General features: G+C 38.1%; 19 protein-coding genes and 1 riboswitch. Of the genes, 17 read left to right on the top strand and 2 right to left on the bottom strand.

Annotated elements, in window-relative coordinates:
* Positions 1-20: 20 nt before the first annotated feature.
* A riboswitch (FMN riboswitch) is annotated at positions 21-145 on the top strand.
* Positions 146-267: 122 nt separating this feature from the next.
* From OS138_RS06015 to OS138_RS06000, 4 genes are all read left to right on the top strand, one after another.
* On the top strand, positions 268-879 hold the full coding sequence (locus OS138_RS06015; RefSeq protein ID WP_002294393.1) for an ECF transporter S component: 612 nt from the start codon (positions 268-270) through the stop codon (positions 877-879).
* A 377-nt stretch (positions 880-1256) separates the two neighbouring features.
* Positions 1257-2780, top strand: coding sequence for a YfcC family protein (locus OS138_RS06010; protein WP_002290168.1), 1524 nt, complete (start codon positions 1257-1259; stop codon positions 2778-2780).
* 236 nt (positions 2781-3016) lie between these two features.
* Positions 3017-4357, top strand: a complete 1341-nt coding sequence (locus tag OS138_RS06005; protein WP_325069835.1) for a M20 family metallopeptidase — start codon at positions 3017-3019, stop codon at positions 4355-4357.
* A gap of 153 nt (positions 4358-4510) precedes the next feature.
* Complete coding sequence (locus OS138_RS06000) at positions 4511-5248, top strand: thioesterase (RefSeq protein WP_002294400.1); 738 nt, start codon at positions 4511-4513, stop codon at positions 5246-5248.
* Between the two features lie 163 nt (positions 5249-5411).
* On the opposite strand, the gene OS138_RS05995 is transcribed toward OS138_RS06000, so the two are convergent.
* Entirely contained in the window at positions 5412-5633 is a 222-nt protein-coding gene (locus OS138_RS05995) for a ferredoxin (RefSeq protein ID WP_002309599.1), read from the bottom strand.
* 30 nt (positions 5634-5663) lie between these two features.
* On the opposite strand from OS138_RS05995, the gene OS138_RS05990 reads away from it, so the two are divergent.
* From OS138_RS05990 to OS138_RS05945, 10 genes are all read left to right on the top strand, one after another.
* A complete protein-coding gene (locus tag OS138_RS05990) occupies positions 5664-6695 on the top strand; it encodes a helix-turn-helix domain-containing protein (RefSeq protein WP_087626131.1) in 1032 nt (343 codons plus the stop codon).
* A complete protein-coding gene (locus tag OS138_RS05985) occupies positions 6682-8085 on the top strand; it encodes a RecQ family ATP-dependent DNA helicase (protein WP_002311164.1) in 1404 nt (467 codons plus the stop codon). The genes OS138_RS05990 and OS138_RS05985 overlap by 14 nt, the downstream gene beginning before the upstream one ends.
* Before the next feature lie 65 nt (positions 8086-8150).
* Complete coding sequence (locus OS138_RS05980; RefSeq protein WP_002294404.1) at positions 8151-8786, top strand: SAG1386/EF1546 family surface-associated protein; 636 nt, start codon at positions 8151-8153, stop codon at positions 8784-8786.
* A gap of 48 nt (positions 8787-8834) precedes the next feature.
* Entirely contained in the window at positions 8835-9515 is a 681-nt protein-coding gene (gene cmk, locus OS138_RS05975) for a (d)CMP kinase (protein WP_002294405.1), read from the top strand.
* Positions 9516-9648: 133 nt separating this feature from the next.
* Complete coding sequence (rpsA, locus tag OS138_RS05970) at positions 9649-10878, top strand: 30S ribosomal protein S1 (protein WP_002294406.1); 1230 nt, start codon at positions 9649-9651, stop codon at positions 10876-10878.
* Positions 10879-11059: 181 nt separating this feature from the next.
* Positions 11060-12370, top strand: a complete 1311-nt coding sequence (der, locus tag OS138_RS05965; RefSeq protein WP_325069833.1) for a ribosome biogenesis GTPase Der — start codon at positions 11060-11062, stop codon at positions 12368-12370.
* 242 nt (positions 12371-12612) lie between these two features.
* Complete coding sequence (locus tag OS138_RS05960; RefSeq protein WP_002290178.1) at positions 12613-12888, top strand: HU family DNA-binding protein; 276 nt, start codon at positions 12613-12615, stop codon at positions 12886-12888.
* Positions 12889-13122: 234 nt separating this feature from the next.
* Positions 13123-14169 (top strand): hypothetical protein, encoded by a 1047-nt coding sequence (locus OS138_RS05955; protein WP_325069832.1) that lies wholly within the window; start codon positions 13123-13125, stop codon positions 14167-14169.
* A gap of 1 nt (position 14170) precedes the next feature.
* On the top strand, positions 14171-15430 hold the full coding sequence (locus tag OS138_RS05950; RefSeq protein ID WP_002298134.1) for a tetratricopeptide repeat protein: 1260 nt from the start codon (positions 14171-14173) through the stop codon (positions 15428-15430).
* A 5-nt stretch (positions 15431-15435) separates the two neighbouring features.
* Positions 15436-16017, top strand: a complete 582-nt coding sequence (locus OS138_RS05945) for a ReoY family proteolytic degradation factor (protein WP_002289878.1) — start codon at positions 15436-15438, stop codon at positions 16015-16017.
* Positions 16018-16098: 81 nt separating this feature from the next.
* On the opposite strand, the gene OS138_RS05940 is transcribed toward OS138_RS05945, so the two are convergent.
* A complete protein-coding gene (locus OS138_RS05940; protein WP_002294412.1) occupies positions 16099-16974 on the bottom strand; it encodes a YitT family protein in 876 nt (291 codons plus the stop codon).
* Positions 16975-17121: 147 nt separating this feature from the next.
* On the opposite strand from OS138_RS05940, the gene OS138_RS05935 reads away from it, so the two are divergent.
* The 3 genes from OS138_RS05935 (at position 17122) to OS138_RS05925 (ending at position 19383) form a co-directional block, all read left to right on the top strand.
* On the top strand, positions 17122-17454 hold the full coding sequence (locus OS138_RS05935) for a nucleotide pyrophosphohydrolase (protein ID WP_002290045.1): 333 nt from the start codon (positions 17122-17124) through the stop codon (positions 17452-17454).
* 111 nt (positions 17455-17565) lie between these two features.
* Positions 17566-18774 (top strand): CCA tRNA nucleotidyltransferase, encoded by a 1209-nt coding sequence (locus OS138_RS05930; RefSeq protein WP_325069831.1) that lies wholly within the window; start codon positions 17566-17568, stop codon positions 18772-18774.
* A 153-nt stretch (positions 18775-18927) separates the two neighbouring features.
* Positions 18928-19383, top strand: coding sequence for a hypothetical protein (locus OS138_RS05925; RefSeq protein ID WP_002290187.1), 456 nt, complete (start codon positions 18928-18930; stop codon positions 19381-19383).
* Positions 19384-19419 lie beyond the last annotated feature (36 nt).

Raw genomic sequence — 19419 nt, 5'->3', positions numbered from 1 at the left:
GTAAACAAAAATTATATAAGGTTCGTCTTCAGGGGCAGGGTGAAATTCCCGACCGGTGGTTATAGTCCACGACCTATTTTGCAAAAAATAGCTGAATCGGTGAAATTCCGATACCGACAGTATAGTCTGGATAAAGAAGATAGAGCTTATTTGACGACGCTTGATCAAATAACTCTAACTCTATTTTCCCTGGAAAATAGAGTTTTTTCATTTGGAGAGAAACGTCAAAAAGTTCGCTGAAGAGGAGTCCTAACAGGAGGATTTCAAATGAAGAACACCCGTGTACAGAAAATGGTTGCAGTAGCGATGTTTGCTGCAATCGCATTAGTTTTACAGTATTTTGCTTTTCCGATCATGCCAGCTTTTAGTTTTTTGAAGATCGATTTTAGTGATATCCCGGTATTGATCAGCATGTTCTTATTCGGTCCAGCGGCCGGAGTTGCAACAGCGTTCTTGCGTTCAGTATTACATCTGCTGACTACAGGTTTTTCTCCAGATAATTTGGTAGGAGACACTGCTAGTTTCTTATCAACAACGATCTTTACATTCCCGATTTATTATTTCTTTAGTGTAAAGAAACAGCATAAAGGAAGAAACAAATTTTTAGGTGTCATTACAGGAACCATCGCTCTAACTATTTTTATGAGTATCGCAAATTATTTCGTTATTACGCCTCTTTACTTAATGTTTTTAGGACTGAACGCAACACAGATGCTGGGCATGTCTTTAGCAAACTATGTACTGATTGGGATCGTTCCTTTCAACTTGATCAAAGGATTCATCGTGAGCGCTGTCTTTTTAGTGCTGCATGCGCAACTTCTTCCATGGTTAAGTCGAAAACAACATCAGTTCGAACAACGTCATACAGCAGTCAAATAAATATCAAAAAGATCAAGAAATTTCTTGGTCTTTTTTTTTGGAAAAAAATACAAGACATGCAATAATGTAAACGTTTTATTTGTTTGTTTTGAGTATTTTTTTGATTTATGCATAAAAATCAATCAATTCTTTACAAATGTGAAATTCTTCTCCTTTTAAAAGACGAAAATGTTTGTTTATAAAAAAAAGGAAACGCTACAATGAAAAAGAAGAAAGCTTTAAAAACCTGAAAAAAGAGGAGGGAATAGGGAAAAACGAACTTTTTGAACAAAAGTTTTACAAAATGCGTGTTATTATTTTTGTTCTGATACTCTTTTTGATAAAATAACATTAGAGCCAAAATTGTTGTCTCTAACGGAAAAGAAAGGAAGAAGAAGATGGAACAAACAAAAAAGAAAAAATTTCAAATGCCTTCAGCGTATACGGTCTTATTTATTATTATTGCAGTAATCGCTGTACTTACTTGGTTTATACCAGCTGGGCACTATAGTGTAGACGATGCAGGCAACATCGTCGCTGGATCATATGAACGAGTACAACAAAATCCTCAAGGGCTGTGGGATATTTTCATGGCGCCAATCAATGGGATGCTAGGTGTACCAGCGGGGGAGCTAACTAAAGAAACACCTGCTGCAATCCCAATCTCTTTCTTCATTTTGGTTGTTGGTGGATTTTTAGGTATTATCAACAAAACAGGGGCACTAGATGCCGGGATTGCTTCAGTTGTGAAGAAATTCAAAGGAAAAGAAAAAATGCTTATTCCAGTATTGATGCTGTTATTTGCATTAGGCGGCTCTACTTACGGAATGGCAGAAGAAACGATTCCATTCTATGCTTTACTGATCCCAGTCATGATGGCTGTAGGCTTTGATACAGTAGTAGCTGTAGCAATCGTATTAGTAGGGTCTCAAGTAGGCTGTCTAGCTTCAACGGTAAATCCTTTTGCAACAGGCGTAGCTTCACAAGCTGTTGGGATTTCGATGGGTGAAGGTATTGGTCTTCGATTCTTGATGTTCGTTATTTTGTTAGCTATTTCTATTGTATATGTGTATCGTTATGCATCAAAGATCGAAAAAGATCCAACAAAATCATTAGTATACAACCAACGTAAAGAAGATATGAAGCATTTCGATATTGAAGCAATCGGTCGTCAAGAAGTAATCACGAAAAAACAAAAACATGTTAATGTATTGTTCTTTATTACTTTTGGTATCATGATCATCAGTTTGATTCCTTGGACAACCTTGAATGCGAATTTCACGATTTTTGAATCATTGACAAACTGGTTAACAAACCTTCCGGTACTAGGTACGGTTCTAGGTAAAAGCATGCTTCCATTAGGTGACTGGTACTTCCCAGAAATTACTATGTTATTCTTAGTAATGTCCATCGTAGTAGCAATCACTTATGGCATGAAAGAGTCTGAATTTGTCTCTGAATTTTTAGCTGGTGCTTCTGATTTGATCGGTGTAGCAATCGTAGTAGCTGTTGCTCGTGGTATCCAAGTGGTTATGAACAATGGATTAATCACAGACACCATCTTACATTGGGGCGAACAAGGATTAAGTTCATTATCTTCAAGTGTATTCATCATTATTACATTTATTTTCTATATCCCTATGTCATTCTTGATTCCTTCAACTTCCGGCTTAGCTGCTGCAACAATGGGAATCATGGGACCTATGGGTGAATTTGCCGGCGTCGGTAAGGATTTAGTAATCACTGCTTATCAATCTGCATCTGGTTTAGTAAACTTAATTACACCAACATCTGCTATCGTAATGGGTGCTGTAGCAATTGCTCGTTTCGATGTTTCAGTGTGGTGGAAATTTACCGGTAAATTAATTGCGATATTATTTGTAGCCATCTGTGTGATCCTAGGTGTAGCAGCAATGTTCTAAACCTAGACAAATACAGGTACAAGGTCTATCATAAGAATGAAGAAACCGATAAACGGCTATCGATAAGCACGTGGACAAGTCAATAGCTCCATTCAGTGAGTGTTTTTTCTTTCATCATTTGTTAAGAACATTCTGCTTGCTGATGGAGCAGGCTTAAAACGTCATTATTTGAGAAGAAGAGGTTGTGTCGGAGGAATTTGACATGACCCTTTTTAACATATTAGGAGGATAATAGCATGAAAAAATTTGTGACAGAACAACATCATGAACAAGCATTAGAATCATTGAGCGAATTGATCCGAATTCCTTCCGTACTAGATGAAGCAGATTCAGGACAAGGACATCCCTTCGGTAAAAAAGTGATTGAAGCTTTGGATAAAGTATTGGAAATCAGTGAAAATCTAGGATTTAGAACATTTAAAGATCCAGAAGGCTATTACGGTTATTCAGAGATTGGCTCTGGAGATGAATTATTCGGTATCTTGTGTCATATGGACGTTGTTCCAGCAGGGGACGAAAATAATTGGGAAACAAAACCATTCGATCCAACTATAAAAGACGGCTGGTTAGTTGGTCGCGGATCCCAAGATGACAAAGGTCCTTCTATTGCGGCAATGTATGCCGTCAAAGCTTTGATTGATGCTGGCGTGGAATTCAAGACACGTATTCGTTTTATCTTTGGTACAGATGAAGAAAATTTATGGCGTTGTTTAGAAAAATATAACGAAAAAGAAGAAGGAATTACGCAAGGATTTGCGCCAGATGCTGAATTTCCTTTAATTTATGCAGAAAAAGGCTTATTGCAAGCTTACTTGACAGGACCAGGAACGAACGAGTTTTCTGTAAAAGCTGGAGGAGCGTTGAATGTTGTTCCTGATGCAGCTCCTTACTCTGGAGAAAAGCTTTCTGAAGTAAAAGAAGCATTGAAAAAACACGAATTCGATTTCGAAGAACAAGGTGAAGGCATCGTCGTTCTTGGTAAAAGTATCCACGCGAAAGATGCAGCACAAGGAGTGAATGCTATTTCTCGTCTGGCAATTGCTCTTTCAGAAGTATTCGATTTTGGCCCAATCAATTTCTTAGGAAAATTAGTTCAAGAAAATGCAACTGGTGAAGCTGTCGTGGGCAAAACAGAAGATGAACAATCCGGCGAGCTAACGATGAACTTTGCAAGTTTGGAAATCACACCAGAACAAACAAAAATCGGTGTAGATATGAGAATCCCTGTTACATTCAAGAAAGATGATTTAGTAGCTAAATTAACTAAAACAGCAGAAAAATATGGGTTGACTTATGAAGAATTTGACTTCCTTGATTCATTATACGTGCCACTAGACAGTGAGTTAGTGAAAAATCTATTGGGGACATATCGCGATATTACTGGAGACATGACTGAACCGTTTGTATCAGGCGGCGCTACTTTTGCTCGTACGATGAACCAGTGTGTGGCATTCGGTGCGATGTTCCCTGATACTCCTGACTTTATGCACCAGGCGAATGAACGATGGGAATTAAGTAGTATGTATAAAGCAATGGAAATTTATGCAGAAGCTGTGTATCGTTTATGTGCTAAATAAAAATAAACATACAAAAAGGGCGGATATTCAAATGGATATTCCGTCTTTTTTTATTTGATGCTGGAAAGTTTGCATTTCTCTCTTATTTTTTTTAAGGTATAATCATACTTGATTAAGAAAAAGGGGTCACTCAGATAGAAAAGGTGGGAGAAAGTGAAAATATTTAGACGAATACTAATTGGCTTAGTCATCATTTTAGGATTACTCGGTGGAGCCGGTTATTACTATATACAGCAAAATACGTACGAACCATCGTCAGAAGCGCAAGTGTTGGTAAAAGAAGGAAAAAACAAAGAAGATTACTTATTTTTTGAAGGAGAGAAAAAGAATCATGGAAAGTCTCCATTACTTATTTTTTATCCTGGTGCTCTCGTAGAGCCAGAAAGTTATAGTATTTGGGCGCAAGATTTAGCAAAAAACGGCTTTTCAGTCGCTATTGTCAAAATGCCACTTGATCTAGCAGTGATGGGCGGAAACAAAGCGGATAAGGTCAAAGAAGATTTTCCAAATTCCGATTATGTAATCGGTGGCCATTCATTAGGTGGCGTAATGGCAAGTCGTTATGTCAATAAGAATCATTCAGACAAACATTTAAAAGGGGTATTCTTCATGGCAAGTTATCCCGACAAAAAAGGAACATTGACAGAATCAGCTGTTCCTGTTTTATCGATCACGGCGACAAAAGATAAAGTATTGAATCAGGAAGCTTATCAAGAAGCTAAGCAGTATTTACCGGAAAGAACAGAGTATGTATCAATCAATGGCGGAAATCATGGAGGTTTTGGCAGCTATGGTGAGCAAAAAGGAGATGGAGAGGCAGAAATTTCTAACGCAGACCAGCAAACTGTGATCGTCAATACATTGGAAAACTGGCTGAAAAAGTTGAAATAATATAAATGGGTCCTATAGGGTCCGTGAAAAAACTAGTCAAATAACTATAGATAGCAAATGAATCTTTCAAAATAAGTCGGGATTTCACGGAACAAGAGAAACAGATCCCGGCTTATTTTCAAGTTTAGAAAATCTAGTGTTCATTTTTAAAGCTTAGTTTGACTTAAATTTTGTTTTCTAATAAAATCGCCCGAACTGGACATTTTTGATACGCTTTTCTTACATACGCTTCTTCTTCCGGCATGACGAACTGTTGATGAGCCTCTGGTTCTTGGGCAAATAAAACGATTCCTTCTTCATCATAATCGAAAATATCTGGCGCTTCGATTTGACAAAGACCGCATGCAATACAGCGTTCAGGTACAAGTTTACATAGTAGTGACATTTCTAACCATCCTAACTTAAGGAGAATAATATGATTGTTTTTATTTTATCGCTATTTTCATCAGGACACAAGCTGCGGATTAGTTCTCTTTACCAACTCCTTGTGGGAAAACGAACGACTTCAGTACTTATTTATGGATTTACTCACGAACTTTTGTTTATCCATAACAGTTTTCCAGAATTGAATCAGGATAAGTTTTATCAAATTTTGCAAAAAATTGCGCAGCAAGGTTGGATCGAAATAAATGAAAATGAAGCAAAGCTAACGCCTACAGGGGCTGATATGTTGTCCGAACATCAAATAGAACATACTGGTTTGCGTTTTGACCGCTATGGCAGAACTGGGGAAACTAGTTGGCGGCTCATTAAATTTGCTGTTCAAGTAATTTCTAATCTGGCAACGGGTATTCAAGACTATCTTCCAGCAGAGACAAGTCCTTTTTATACTTTTCAACTAAAAAAATGGCTTAGTGAAAGCCAATTGCCACGTGAAATTTTGATTGATACTGCGTATGAGAGTTTGGTGCAGCTGTTTTCGGAGATACCAGAAGAAGCAGCAGATTTTTTAGCTAACCAATTATCTGGAAATGAGCGAACAGGTCTGCTTCCTTATCAGCTGGCAAAAAACAATGATGAGTCAGCGGTTTATCTGCAACAAAGCAGATGTATCCACCTTTTGTTAGCACAAATCGAAAAACGGCCAGATTCGCTTTGGCACGCTTTGATCGATTCATTATTACAGCAAAATTTCAATCAAAGCATGATGATCACCAAGCAGATGTTTATGAATGGTCAGACAATTGACCAGATCATGGCAATCCGTCATTTAAAAAGAGGAACAGTAACAGATCATCTTATTGAGTGGGCCTTGTTTTTTGATGATTTTCCATACGAGCGGATTCTCTCTGCAGAAACAATCGGACATTTGGAACCAAATAAGGATTCCGTGCGAGAGTGGCGCTTTAGCGAATGGAATGTAGATGGACAATTAGATTATGGAGAATTTCGTTTGTATCAAATCTATCTATTGAGAAAGGAAGCGATACAGAATGTTAATAAATGAATTAAAAAAATATTTTGGATTTGATTCATTTCGACCCGGCCAAGAAGAAATTATTCAGGCGTTGCTTGATGGAGAAGATACTCTCGCTATTTTGCCTACAGGAACGGGAAAAAGCCTTTGCTATCAATTGACGGGGTATTTAATGGAAGGTCTGGTCATCATCGTGTCACCACTGCTTTCTCTAATGGAAGATCAAGTGACGCAATTACAAAAACGAGGGGAGAAACGAGTAGCTGCTTTCAATAGTTTACTTTCGCAATCTGAAAGAAGATACGTCCTCCGTCATCTATCGCAATATAAATTTTTGTTTTTGAGTCCCGAAATGTTGACTAATCCTTCTCTTTTAGAGCATCTGAAAAAACAAAATATTGCGTTATATGTAGTAGATGAGGCTCATTGCGTGTCTCAATGGGGCGTTGATTTCCGTCCAGAATATCAACAGTTAGGAAAAATCCGAAAGCTTTTAGGAAACCCGGTCACGCTGGCACTAACGGCGACAGCAACAGATTTAGTAGCAAGAGATATACGTCATGTACTATTTGATCGACCACCAAAAGAGATCAGACAATCAGTCAATCGGCAAAACATCTCGCTTTTTGTTCGGAAAACGCAGCAAAAAGAACAAGAACTTGAACACTTCATGGAAAGAGCACAAGGAGCGGCAATCATTTATTGTGCAACAAAAAAAGAAGTCGAACGATTGTATCATTTATTCAGGGAACGTTTTACAGTTGGATACTATCACGGTGGTCTTGATGCAGCTCAAAGAAGACAACTTCAACAGCAGTTTGTAAAAAATCAGCTGCAGTTTCTCATTGCTACGAATGCATTTGGTATGGGGATCGATAAATCTGATATCCGTTATGTGGTCCATTATGATTTGCCAGACAGTCTAGAAAACTATGTACAAGAAATCGGTCGAGCAGGCAGAGATCAGGAAGAAAGTGCAGCAATTCTTTTTTATCAAAGTGGGGATGAACGTATCCATTATTTCTTTAATCAACTTTCTAGAGAACAGCGACAAAGTTTTGAGCTTTATTTGGAATATGCCACAGAGCAAGCTCCCTTTGATGAGCTGCAAAAAAAATGGATGGAGCTGATCCAGCAGTCTGAAAAACCAGAAAATTGGGTGGAACGGCTCAAACGTCAGGAAAAAGAAAAAGAATTCCGCCTGCAGCAGATGCTTCGCTATATTAATGAAGAAAACTGCCGCAGAAAATTCATCTTAGCTTATTTTGGCGAAAAACTCTCCGAAAAGCCGCAGAATTGTTGTGATATTGATGGAGCAAAAGCAGAACTTCTGCCAAAGAGGAAGCTTTTTTCTAAGACTGAACAACTTCATTGGGAAACGATTTTACTAAATTTATTTAAAAAAAACATGGAACATTGATTTTTTAGGACAAGACACTTTTTCCTATGGTATAATACACACGATAGAGTTTAGGAGGTAAAACAGTGAGCAGAAAAGATAGACATCAATCTACAGAAAATAACGAAACACAAGAACCATGGGAACAACCAATCTACGATACAGATGATGAAGTTTCATCAAGAAGTTCTCAGAGACAACAAAAGAAAGGAAATACATTATTTCTTTCGCTATTTTTGATTTTACTGGTCTTATGTATCGCTATTCCAGCAGGTGCTTATTTCTGGATCAGAAATGGATCAAGCAACAATGCAACAGCAGCAACTTCTTCTGAAACTTCGACATCAGTAGTTGAAAGTTCTACAAGTACAACAAAAGAGGAGTCAACTGAGACTTCAACAGTAGAATCTAGTACAATCGCGGAAGAATCTACTGTGTCTCAAGATACAGGTGTAACGTCAGAAAGCAGTATTGCAGCAGAGACAACACCGACTTCCTCAAGTGAGGCAACTTATCAAGCAGGGGATTCAAGCAGCAATGCAGCAGAAACAACACCTTCTTCATCAGCTGCAGCCGGTTCAACAACGACTGTTCAAGCAGGCGAAGGTCCAAAACAAGTGGCTGAGCGTGCAGGAATCACCACTGATCAATTGTTTGAATTGAATGGCTTAGATCCAAACAACTTTATGCTTTACCCTGGTCAAGAATTAAGAATTAAATAATAATAGCCGCGCTTTGCGGCTTTTTTTTTGAGAAAAAGGAGTTATATCATGACACAAATCAGTATTGCAATCGACGGGCCTGCTTCATCTGGGAAAAGTACCGTTGCCAAGATATTAGCAAAAGAATTGAATTATATTTATACAGATACCGGTGCCATGTATCGCGCAGTAACTTATTTAGCTATTACGAACAATGTATCTTTTTCAGATGAAGAAGGGCTAGTTTCGCTGATCAAAAAGTATCCTATCTCTTTTTCACAACAAGAAGATGGACAGCATGTATTCATAGCATCAAAAGATGTGACATTAGAAATCCGTCAACCAGATGTCACAAAAGCTGTTTCTGAAGTCTCTGCACATGGAAAAGTCAGAGAAGAATTAGTTGCTATCCAACGAAAAATAGGGGAACGCGGTGGCGTTGTCATGGACGGAAGAGACATCGGGACAGCTGTATTACCGAATGCAGAAGTGAAAATCTTTTTAGTAGCAAGCGTAAGTGAGCGTGCAGAAAGACGTTTCAAAGAGAACCAAGAAAAAGGAATTCCGACTGATCTTGAAACACTGACGAAAGAGATACAGGAAAGAGACCATTATGATTCAACAAGGGACGTCTCTCCGCTGAAGCAAGCAGAGGATGCTGTTCGTATCGATACGACTGGCAAATCGATTCCAGAAGTCGTTGCAGCAATAAAAGCTGTTGTTTTGAAAAAAGGTTATCTTCTTTTTTAAATTAAGAAAAAAATGAAAAACAATTGTTTTTTCAAGGAAAACGAACGAAATCGCTTTATTTTTTTTGAATAATCAATTAAACTAAAAACAGTACCGTACTTACGGCAGAATGTTGGTTAGGAGGACAAGTGTTATGACAGAATTTGATCAAAATCAAGAGAACAACCAGTCAATGGAAGACGCAATGAAAAGCGTACAAGAAGTAAAAGTTGGCGATGTTGTTAAGGGCGAAGTTTTAGTCATTGAAGACAAACAAGTGATTGTCGGAATCGAAGGGGCTGGAGTTGAAGGAGTCGTTCCGGCAAAAGAATTATCAACTTTGCCGGTAGAAGATATCAGCGAAGTAGTAAAAGTCGGTGATGTATTAGACTTAGTCGTTATCAGTACGATCGGCAAAGATAAAGAAAACGGCAGCTACCTACTTTCAAAACGCCGTTTAGATGCTAAAAAAGTTTGGGAAGATATCGAAAGAGATTTCCAAGAGGGCAAGGTGATCGAAGCACCTGTTACAAATGTTGTCAAAGGCGGTTTAGTCGTTGACGTCGGTGTACGTGGTTTTGTCCCTGCATCAATGGTGGAAGATCATTTTGTTGCAGACTTTTCAGACTATAAAGGCAAAACATTGAGCTTTAAAATCATCGAAATCGAACCATCAGAAAATCGTTTGATCTTATCGCATAAAGCGGTAGTGGAAAACGAAAGAGAAGAAAAGAAAAAAGAAATTCTTTCAACGATTCATGAGGGAGATGTTCTCAGTGGACGTGTTGCACGTCTTACTGATTTTGGCGCATTTGTCGACCTAGGCGGAATTGACGGTCTAGTCCATGTCTCAGAGATTTCACATAGTCATGTAGCAAAACCAAGTGATGTATTGGCTGTCAATGATGATGTAAATGTCAAAGTGTTGTCTATCAATCCTGAACAAGAACGTGTTTCCTTGTCAATCAAAGACACACAGCCTGGACCTTGGTCAGAAATCGATACAAAAGCTCCAGTTGGCACAGTATTAGACGGAACAGTTAAACGTTTGACAAGCTTCGGTGCCTTTGTTGAAGTGTTCCCTGGAGTAGAAGGGCTAGTCCATATCTCTCAAATTTCACATAAACATATTGCGACACCACATGAAGTGCTTCATGAAGGTGACGAAGTGAAAGTGAAAGTATTAGAGATCCATCCAGAAGAACATCGTATTGCATTGAGTATCAAAGCTTTAGAAGAAAAACCAGCTTCAGAAGAAGAACCAAAAAATGTTGAGTCTTATGAATTACCAGAAGAAAATACTGGATTTACTATGGGAGACATTTTAGGTGATGCGTTGAAAGAAGAAGTAGAAGAAAAAGCAACCGATGATTCTGAAAAATAATTGATTTTGTATCTGTGACTGAGATGAAAGCAGCTGCTTTTGTCTCAGTTTTTCTTTTGAAAAGCGATTAGTATTTCAATAAGGAATAAAAATACTTCGTTTAATTGACAATCTATGCTTGAAAGTTGGCAATGCATTCGTTAAACTAAGTGAGATTGGAAACTTGTGAGGAGGAAATAATATGGCAAATCCAACAATTGCAATCGTTGGCCGCCCGAACGTCGGTAAGTCTACGATTTTTAACCGCATCGCTGGTGAGCGTATCTCGATTGTCGAAGATACTCCTGGAGTAACTCGTGATCGTATTTATGCAAAAGGTGAATGGTTAGGTCGAGAATTCAGCGTGATCGACACAGGCGGAATTGATCTTGGCGATGAACCTTTTATGGATCAGATCAAGCATCAAGCAGAAATCGCGATTGAAGAAGCAGATGTAATCATTTGTGTAGTCAGCGGACGCGAAGGCATGACAGACGCAGATGAGATGGTTGCGAAAATTTTATACAGAAGTAATAAACCAGTGATTTTAGCAGTCAATAAAGTAGATAATCCAGAAATGAGAAACGATATCTATGAATTTTATTCCTTAGGGCTAGGCGATCCTTATCCTGTTTCAGGAAGCCATGGACTAGGGATTGGTGATATTTTAGATGAAGCAGTGAAGTATTTCTCTGAAGAGACTGAAGAAGAGGACGACGACACGATTAAGTTTAGTTTGATTGGTCGCCCAAATGTTGGTAAATCCTCTTTGATCAATGCGATTTTAGGAGAAGAACGTGTAATTGTTTCGGATATTGAAGGAACGACCCGAGACGCAATCGACACCCACTTCGTTTCTGAAAGTGGTCAGAAATTCTTAATGATCGATACAGCTGGTATGCGTAAACGCGGAAAAGTATACGAAAATACTGAAAAATATAGCGTGATGCGTGCAATGCGTGCCATTGACCGTTCTGATATCGTTTTGATGGTACTGAATGCTGAAGAAGGGATTCGGGAACAAGACAAGCGAGTAGCGGGTTACGCCCATGAAGCTGGTCGTGGAATTATTATCGTCGTGAATAAATGGGATCTTGTAAAGAAAGAAACCAATACAATGCGTGATTTCGAACAAGAGATTCGTGATGAATTCCGGTATCTTGATTACGCTCCAATCGTTTTTGTTTCTGCAGTGACTAAACAACGGTTGGAACGTCTGCCTGAAATGATCGAACAAGTAAGTATGAACCAGAATCTTCGTATCTCTTCGGCTGTGTTGAATGATATCATTATGGATGCTGTAGCAATCAATCCAACACCAACAGATAAAGGAAAACGCCTGAAGATTTTTTATGCTACACAAGTCGCTGTCAAACCACCTACATTTGTCGTTTTTGTCAATGAAGAGGAATTGATGCATTTTTCTTATGAACGTTTCTTAGAAAATCAAATCAGAAAAGCATTTACTTTTGAAGGAACGTCCATCCGGATTATCCCTCGTAGGAGAAAATAGGCATTTTACCATATCGACGTTTTTTTTTCAAAAGAAAAAGACAGTTTCGTTTGTTACGTTTCTATGACTAAAAAAAGCATGTGAAAATTGGTAAAAACCTTGCTATTAAGCGGTTCATATGATATCGTGATAACAGAATATTGAAGTTAATCAATATTTCTTTTTAAACTTCTGGACCACTCAGAAAGTTTTAACTAAATGATATTTCTATCATATCTCTTGTGGAGGAGGTGAATCTATCCATGGCAAACAAAGCAGAATTAATCGAAAAAGTTGCTTCAGCTACTGATTTAACTAAAAAAGATGCAACTGCAGCAGTAGATGCTGTATTTTCAACTATTCAAGATGCTTTAGCTAACGGCGAAAAAGTTCAATTAATCGGTTTTGGTAACTTTGAAGTTCGCGAACGCGCAGCTCGCAAAGGTCGCAACCCACAAACTGGTGAAGAAATCGAAATTCCAGCTAGCAAAGTACCTGCATTCAAACCAGGTAAAGCATTAAAAGACGCTGTTAAATAAGACAGTTGAAAAAGCGCTTGTGGCTCTAGGGTTACAAGTGCTTTTCTTTTTATTTCCTAGCAGAAAAGGAATAAATAAGAGACAGAGATTTCGAATCCGTATGTCATACATAGAAAACACATGTATTTTATTTAATTTTTATTTATTTCCAAGTTATGTGGTGAGCTTTGCTCTTATCTTTTCTAGAATTTGCTTACTAATGGTAAAATGAAAATAAGAAGAGGAGGGATGCGTATGGAACTTGATTATCAAGTAGAAGATGCGTTGACGAAAGTGTTTTACGGAGAAACGCTAGTCAGCCAGCTAAGAGAACTTTCCATTGATCAGCCAATCTTATTTTTAACGAATCAGCGCTATTATGATTTGTTTGCAGATAAGATCAACCCGTTATTTGCAAATCAAGCAAACAATGACTGGTATATTTGTGCCAACACTCAATGCAATCATTTAACAGAATTAAAGAACCTGCTTGATTTCGTCAAACGCTATCCCGAAAATCAATCCATGTTTGTCATCGGATTTGGAAATGAAGGGATCATGGATCTGGCAGGTTTTTTTCAAAAACATACAACCCTTGATTTATCACTATGGATGATCCCTGTATCGATCCGTTCTCTAAGCCGAGCATTAACACCGCAGCGGACGATTTTGCAGCTACCAAATCGTGTAGTGCTGCAAACCATCAATCTGCCAGAACGCATCGTTTATGATCAAACGATCAGCGAGCGGCAAGTGGACGGAAAGCAGATTGACTTTTTGACTTTTATCTGTTGCGGAATGATTTGTGATCATCGTTTTTTGCAAAATCTGTATAAAAACTATCCAAATAAAAAGCAATTAACGACTCGGCCGTTTGCCGGGATGATCGAAGAAATGATCTATTTTTATCAATTAGAGGCAGAAAACCTGTCAAATTATGGTAAACTGTTTGAACAAGCTTTTTATCTGACCGAAAATGGCCATCTACTTTCTGCTAGTATGAAAAAATTTTTAGGAATGATGTTTCATTTCGTGTGGAATCTCCAAGCATATCCTTTTGATTTCCAACTAAAAAACTTTTTTGTGTGGCTGGACTTGCTTGGCTATCCAATCCACTGGCTGGAACAGATTTCAAAGATGGAGTATTTGGAAAAAGTTCTTTTTTTGGCAGAAAAAAGCAAAAAAATACTTGTTTTAGAAAAAATAGGTATAATAGACGGATACCAACGTCCAAACGAAAAAGAATTATTGAGAACAATGACGGTATTTCAACAAATCGTCAGTGAGATAAGAGGGAATTGAAATGAATACAAATAGCGAAAAAATGTTGCAAGCTTTATCAGATGAAGACTTGTCACAAGCACAAATCTTTTTAGAAAAAGCATTAAAAGAAGACCCAGCAGATATATTAGCTGAACTAGGCGAAGAATTGCTGGCTATTGGCTTTTTGATCGAAGCAAAACAGATTTTTGAACAACTGATCAACCAATACCCAGAAAATGACGGACTGAACATCCCGTTAGCAGAAATTGCAATCGAAGATAATGAGATCGACTTAGCTTTTGAATACCTGGAAAAAGTGGATAAGCAAAGTGATTACTATCCGCAAAGCTTATTGGCGATAGCTGATTTGTACCAAGTTATCGGAATTCCTGAAGTGAGTGAAGCAAAATTGAAAGAAGCAGCTGGGTTGCTTCCTGATGAACCATTGATCCAGTTTGCGCTAGCTGAATTGTATTTTTCAGTTGATCGTTTCAAAGAGGCAGCAGTGGTTTATGAAACATTGTTGGCAAGCGGGATAAATGAAATTTCAGGAATCTCGATGCAGGAACGTTTAGGACAATCCTTAAGTATGCAAGGAGAATTCGAAGCAGCTATCGCACCTTTAGAAGAAGCATTGAAAGAAGAAAGGACAGATGATCGACTGTTCCAGCTAGCTTTTACGAATCTTCAATTGAAAGAAAATCAGCAGGCAATCAACTATCTGGAAGAACTTCGAGAAGTTAATCCGCATTATCAATCGTTATATCTATATCTAGGACAAGCTCTTCAAGAAGAAGAAATGATTGAAGAAGCACAAACAGTGTTAGAAGAAGGAATCAAAGAAAATCCTTACCAAGTCGAACTTTATCATCTGGCCTCGGAAAATGCTTTCCGACTGCATGATAGACAGCGAGCAGAAGAACTTTTACTGAAAGCTTTAGAAGTAGGAGACAAACAAGATGAAACATTACTTACTTTAAGCAATCTTTACTTGGATGATGAAAGATATGAAGATGTGATACAAGTGATCAATCAGATGGAAGAAACTGCTAATCCTTATGCAGAATGGAACCTAGCCCATGCTTATAATGAATTAGAAGACTTTACCGTTGCAGCTGTACACTATGAACAGGCTTATCATGAACTATCACATGAACCAGATTTCTTGAAAGAGTATGCCTTTTTCTTAAGAGAAGAAGGGCAGCTGAAAAGAGCGCAAGAACTATTGACTTATTATTTAACACTTGAACCAGGAGATATGGAGGCACTGTCATTATTAGATGACCTAACAGAGAGGTGAGAAAAATGCTAATTGATGTACGGGAAAAGAAGAATTTTTTAACGTGGATGGTCAATCATGTATCTTTTAGCCGAAGAGAAGTTTTTTGGATCTTGAATTATCTTGCCAATCATGAAGCGATTTTAAGCAATGTCCACTTTGTTGAAGGGGCGAATTTTGCGGATCGAGGACTGCAGATCAGTGATCTATCTGTTGAAGGGGAACCCATGAAATTGTTTTTGCAGGGAAAAGAATTTACGGATACAGACCAGATTTTTCATGAAATCCGTTTGAATTGGAAAAAGCCTTTATATGTGGAATGTATATTCGAAAATGCTTGGCAGACAAGAGAATATCTATCTATCTTAGAAGACAATCCATTTTCTTCTTGGGATTCTTCAGTCAGTGAAGAAGATACTGAATTAATCGAACGATATTTTCAAGAAAAAGAAGAAGAGGCAAAACTAAAAATGCTTTATGCTCAAATCGATCAAGCACTAGAAGATGGAGATAGGGATGCTTTTTTGAAATTATCTGATGAAGTTAACCGAAAGATCCTTTTGCAGACACAAAAGAAAAGTAACCGGGTAAGTGAACATAACAATTAGTTAAAAATAGTATAGTACTAAAAAAGACAAAGGTCAGCTGGATGTGGAATCTTTCCTCATAGCCTATCTTTGTCTTTTTTCTTATAGTTTTTTCAGTAATCTTGTCTGTGGCTTCAAATAAGTAAAGCCTTGCCCTTCCACTTCATGCACATTGATGATTGAAAGGAAAGCTTTTTCGTCAATCTCATGGACGATCCTCTTAGCTTCAGTTAATTCACTAGAGCTAACGACCATATAGATGATTTTTTTTGAATTACCAGAGAATGCGCCTTCTCCAGAAAGGAAAGTCACACCTCTTTGCAGACCGGTCATCAGTAGTGGTGCAATCTCTTCGCTTTTGTTGGAGACGACAAGTAGACCTTTTGCAGAATATCCGCCATCTAAGATCGAATCAATCACACGACTGAAAACATACGAAACAATCAACGTATACATCATACGTTTCAAGTCGATATAGGTTAATGAAGCAAGTAAGACGATGATATCAAATGCCAATAGGGAACGCCCCATAGTGATGCCGTAATTTTGTTCTAAAATCCGAGCGATAATATCGCTGCCGCCTGTTGTTCCACCCATGCGGTAGACGATTCCGCTTCCTACACCTGCAACTAAACCCGCAAGTAGAGAAACGATCAGTAGATCATGCTGTAAATTGATTTCTAGTGGAACCCTTTGCCATATCCATAAAAAGAATGACAAAGAAAGTGTACCTAGAACAGTATAGGCCAAGGAACGTTTACCGAGGATCTTTCCTCCTAGTAAAATCAATGGGATGTTGATTAATAAAGTCGTATAAGCTGGATCAATACCAAATAAAGCTCTTAAGATCAAGGTGATCCCTGAGACTCCCCCTTCTGCTAAATGATTAGCGATGTTCAAGTAAACAAGACCAAATGCATAAATACTTGTTCCTATAATGATAAAAAGAACTTCTTTTACTGTTTTTCGTTTGACCATATGAATTCCAGCTTTCAATTATGTATTTTCACAGAATTTCCATTTAGAAATTCCTTCCTAAATGTAGCATGGAAATTCGATTTTCTCAATTGCTCTTATCTAGGATTTGCGTTAAAGTTTTGGTAAGATAGTTTTGGAGGGAAAAAGATGGATAAAAAGCGTTCTTTATACAGTATGCAGCAGGAAGTGGATGAATATATCCAGCAATTCAAGGTGGGGTATTTCTCTCCATTAGCTCAGATGGCTCGATTAACTGAAGAAGTAGGTGAATTGGCAAGAGAAGTCAACCACACTTATGGAGAAAAAAGCAAAAAGGCTTCTGAACCAGTTAACTCGGTAGCAGAAGAACTTGGTGATGTTTTATTCGTTACGATGATCATGGCTAATTCATTGAATATCGACTTAACTGAAGTTTTTGAAAAAAACATGGAAAAATTCAATCAAAGAGACCATAATCGCTTTGAGCGTAAGGACGAGTAAACAAGATGAAGTGGTCCTGGCCTTGAAGACTCTGAAACGGACTTGTCAAACAGTCACCATGCAACTGAGTCTTTATCTCAGGACAAGAAACACGCAGGAAAGGTTGGAAAAATGAAATTAAAACAATTACCTCTGGAATACCAAAAGGCAATTCCAGTTCTGAAAAAATTAGAGAATGCAGGATATGAAGCTTATTTTGTAGGTGGAAGTGTTCGTGATATCTTGCTGAACCAGCCAATCCATGATGTGGATATCGCAACAAGCGCATTTCCAGAAGAAATCAAACAGCTTTTTCCAAAAACGATAGATATTGGGATCGAACATGGAACTGTGTTGGTATTAGAAAATGATGAACAATATGAGATCACCACATTTCGGACGGAATCAACTTATCAGGACTACCGCAGACCAGATCATGTCGAATTCGTTCGTTCGTTGGCAGAAGATTTGAAAAGAAGAGATTTTACGATCAATGCGTTTGCTTTGAAAGAAGATGGAGAAATCATCGATTTGTTCGATGGTCTGCAAGATCTAGAAGAACAGATCTTGCGAGCTGTAGGCAATCCTCATGAGCGGTTCCATGAAGATGCCTTACGAATGATGCGCGGGTTGCGTTTTGTCAGTCAACTAGGGTTCAAATTAGAGGAAGAAACCTTCTACGCCATCAAAGAAAACCACGAGCTATTAGGTAAAATATCTGTAGAACGTATAAATGTGGAATTCATCAAGATGCTCTTGGGAAATGAACGAGCCGCGGGAATCCATGCATTTATTGAAACAGAGTGCTACATTTGCTGTCCCGGTTTGAAAGAACAAGGCGAAGCACTTTTACGTTTTGCTGAATTACCATCCGTCACATTGAAAGAAGAGAGCCAAGCATGGACATTATTGATCAGCCAACTGGATCTAAAAGAAAATGAGATTCGTTCCTTTTTGAAATCGTGGAAGTGTTCTAACCAAATGATTAAAGACGTTCAAGCACTTGTCCAAGGACTACGACAACGAGAGACTGGAGCTTTGGAACCATTCGAATTGTACTTCTTAGGCAAAAAACATGCACTGCAAGTAGAAGAATTGATGATCTATTTTGACGAAACACCTCAGATGGATGCCGTAGGAGAATCCTATGATCGTTTACCTATCAAGTCATTAAGCGAATTAGCAGTAGATGGTAAAATCTTGCTAGAAGAAACTGGAAAAAAACCTGGTAAGTGGGTTAGTGAAGCTTTGCAATTAGCTGAAAAAGCCGTCGTAGAACAAAGAATAAAAAATGATAAAAAACAGGTTTTGGATTTTTTATCGAAAGAAAAATTGATTTAAAAAACACTAGACTGTATCTGCTCAGCTTTGTTGGCTACTTAAAGTGGGCAGATACGTCATTAGAAGAAAAAACATAAGATGTGACCACTTACATAAATTTGTGCTAAACTGAGGTAGTACAAGAATAAATTACATCATAAAGGAGTCTTTTTAATGAGTAAAGAAATGACAGCGCTAAAATTTTATTTTAGAAATGGAGAAACCTGGACGATCAACCGCCGTCATATCGGTGATCTTTGGATTAAACAAATCACAACAAGTTTTGGACGAATCAATGGCAGTGAATTTGTTGAAATCCATCCGTGTGCTGGATTTAAAATCGAAATCTTCCATGAAGGGGACGCAGTTGCGACACATGATATCAACCTAGGCGGACTGGAAATGGGCATGTTTAATCGCGCATTGAAATACGAAGATATCGAGCGAATGGAAATCCTTTACCGAAATGGCACACCTGATCTTGTGTACTTCCCATATCTAGATAAAGGAACAGAAGGATTAGACAATCAATATCAATCAACAAAAATCAGCGAAAAAACAGGTAACTTGTATATCGTGATCAATCCAGATCAACGTGTAGAAGATGTATACGGGGAATTTTTCGAATAAATCGATTTTTACGCAAAAATGAGGCTGTGAAAGAGA

It is taken from the genome of Enterococcus sp. E5-37 (genome assembly GCF_035726925.1).
Taxonomy (GTDB): Bacteria; Bacillota; Bacilli; order Lactobacillales; family Enterococcaceae; genus Enterococcus_B; species Enterococcus_B faecium.
This window is presented reverse-complemented; position numbering and strand designations above follow the sequence as displayed.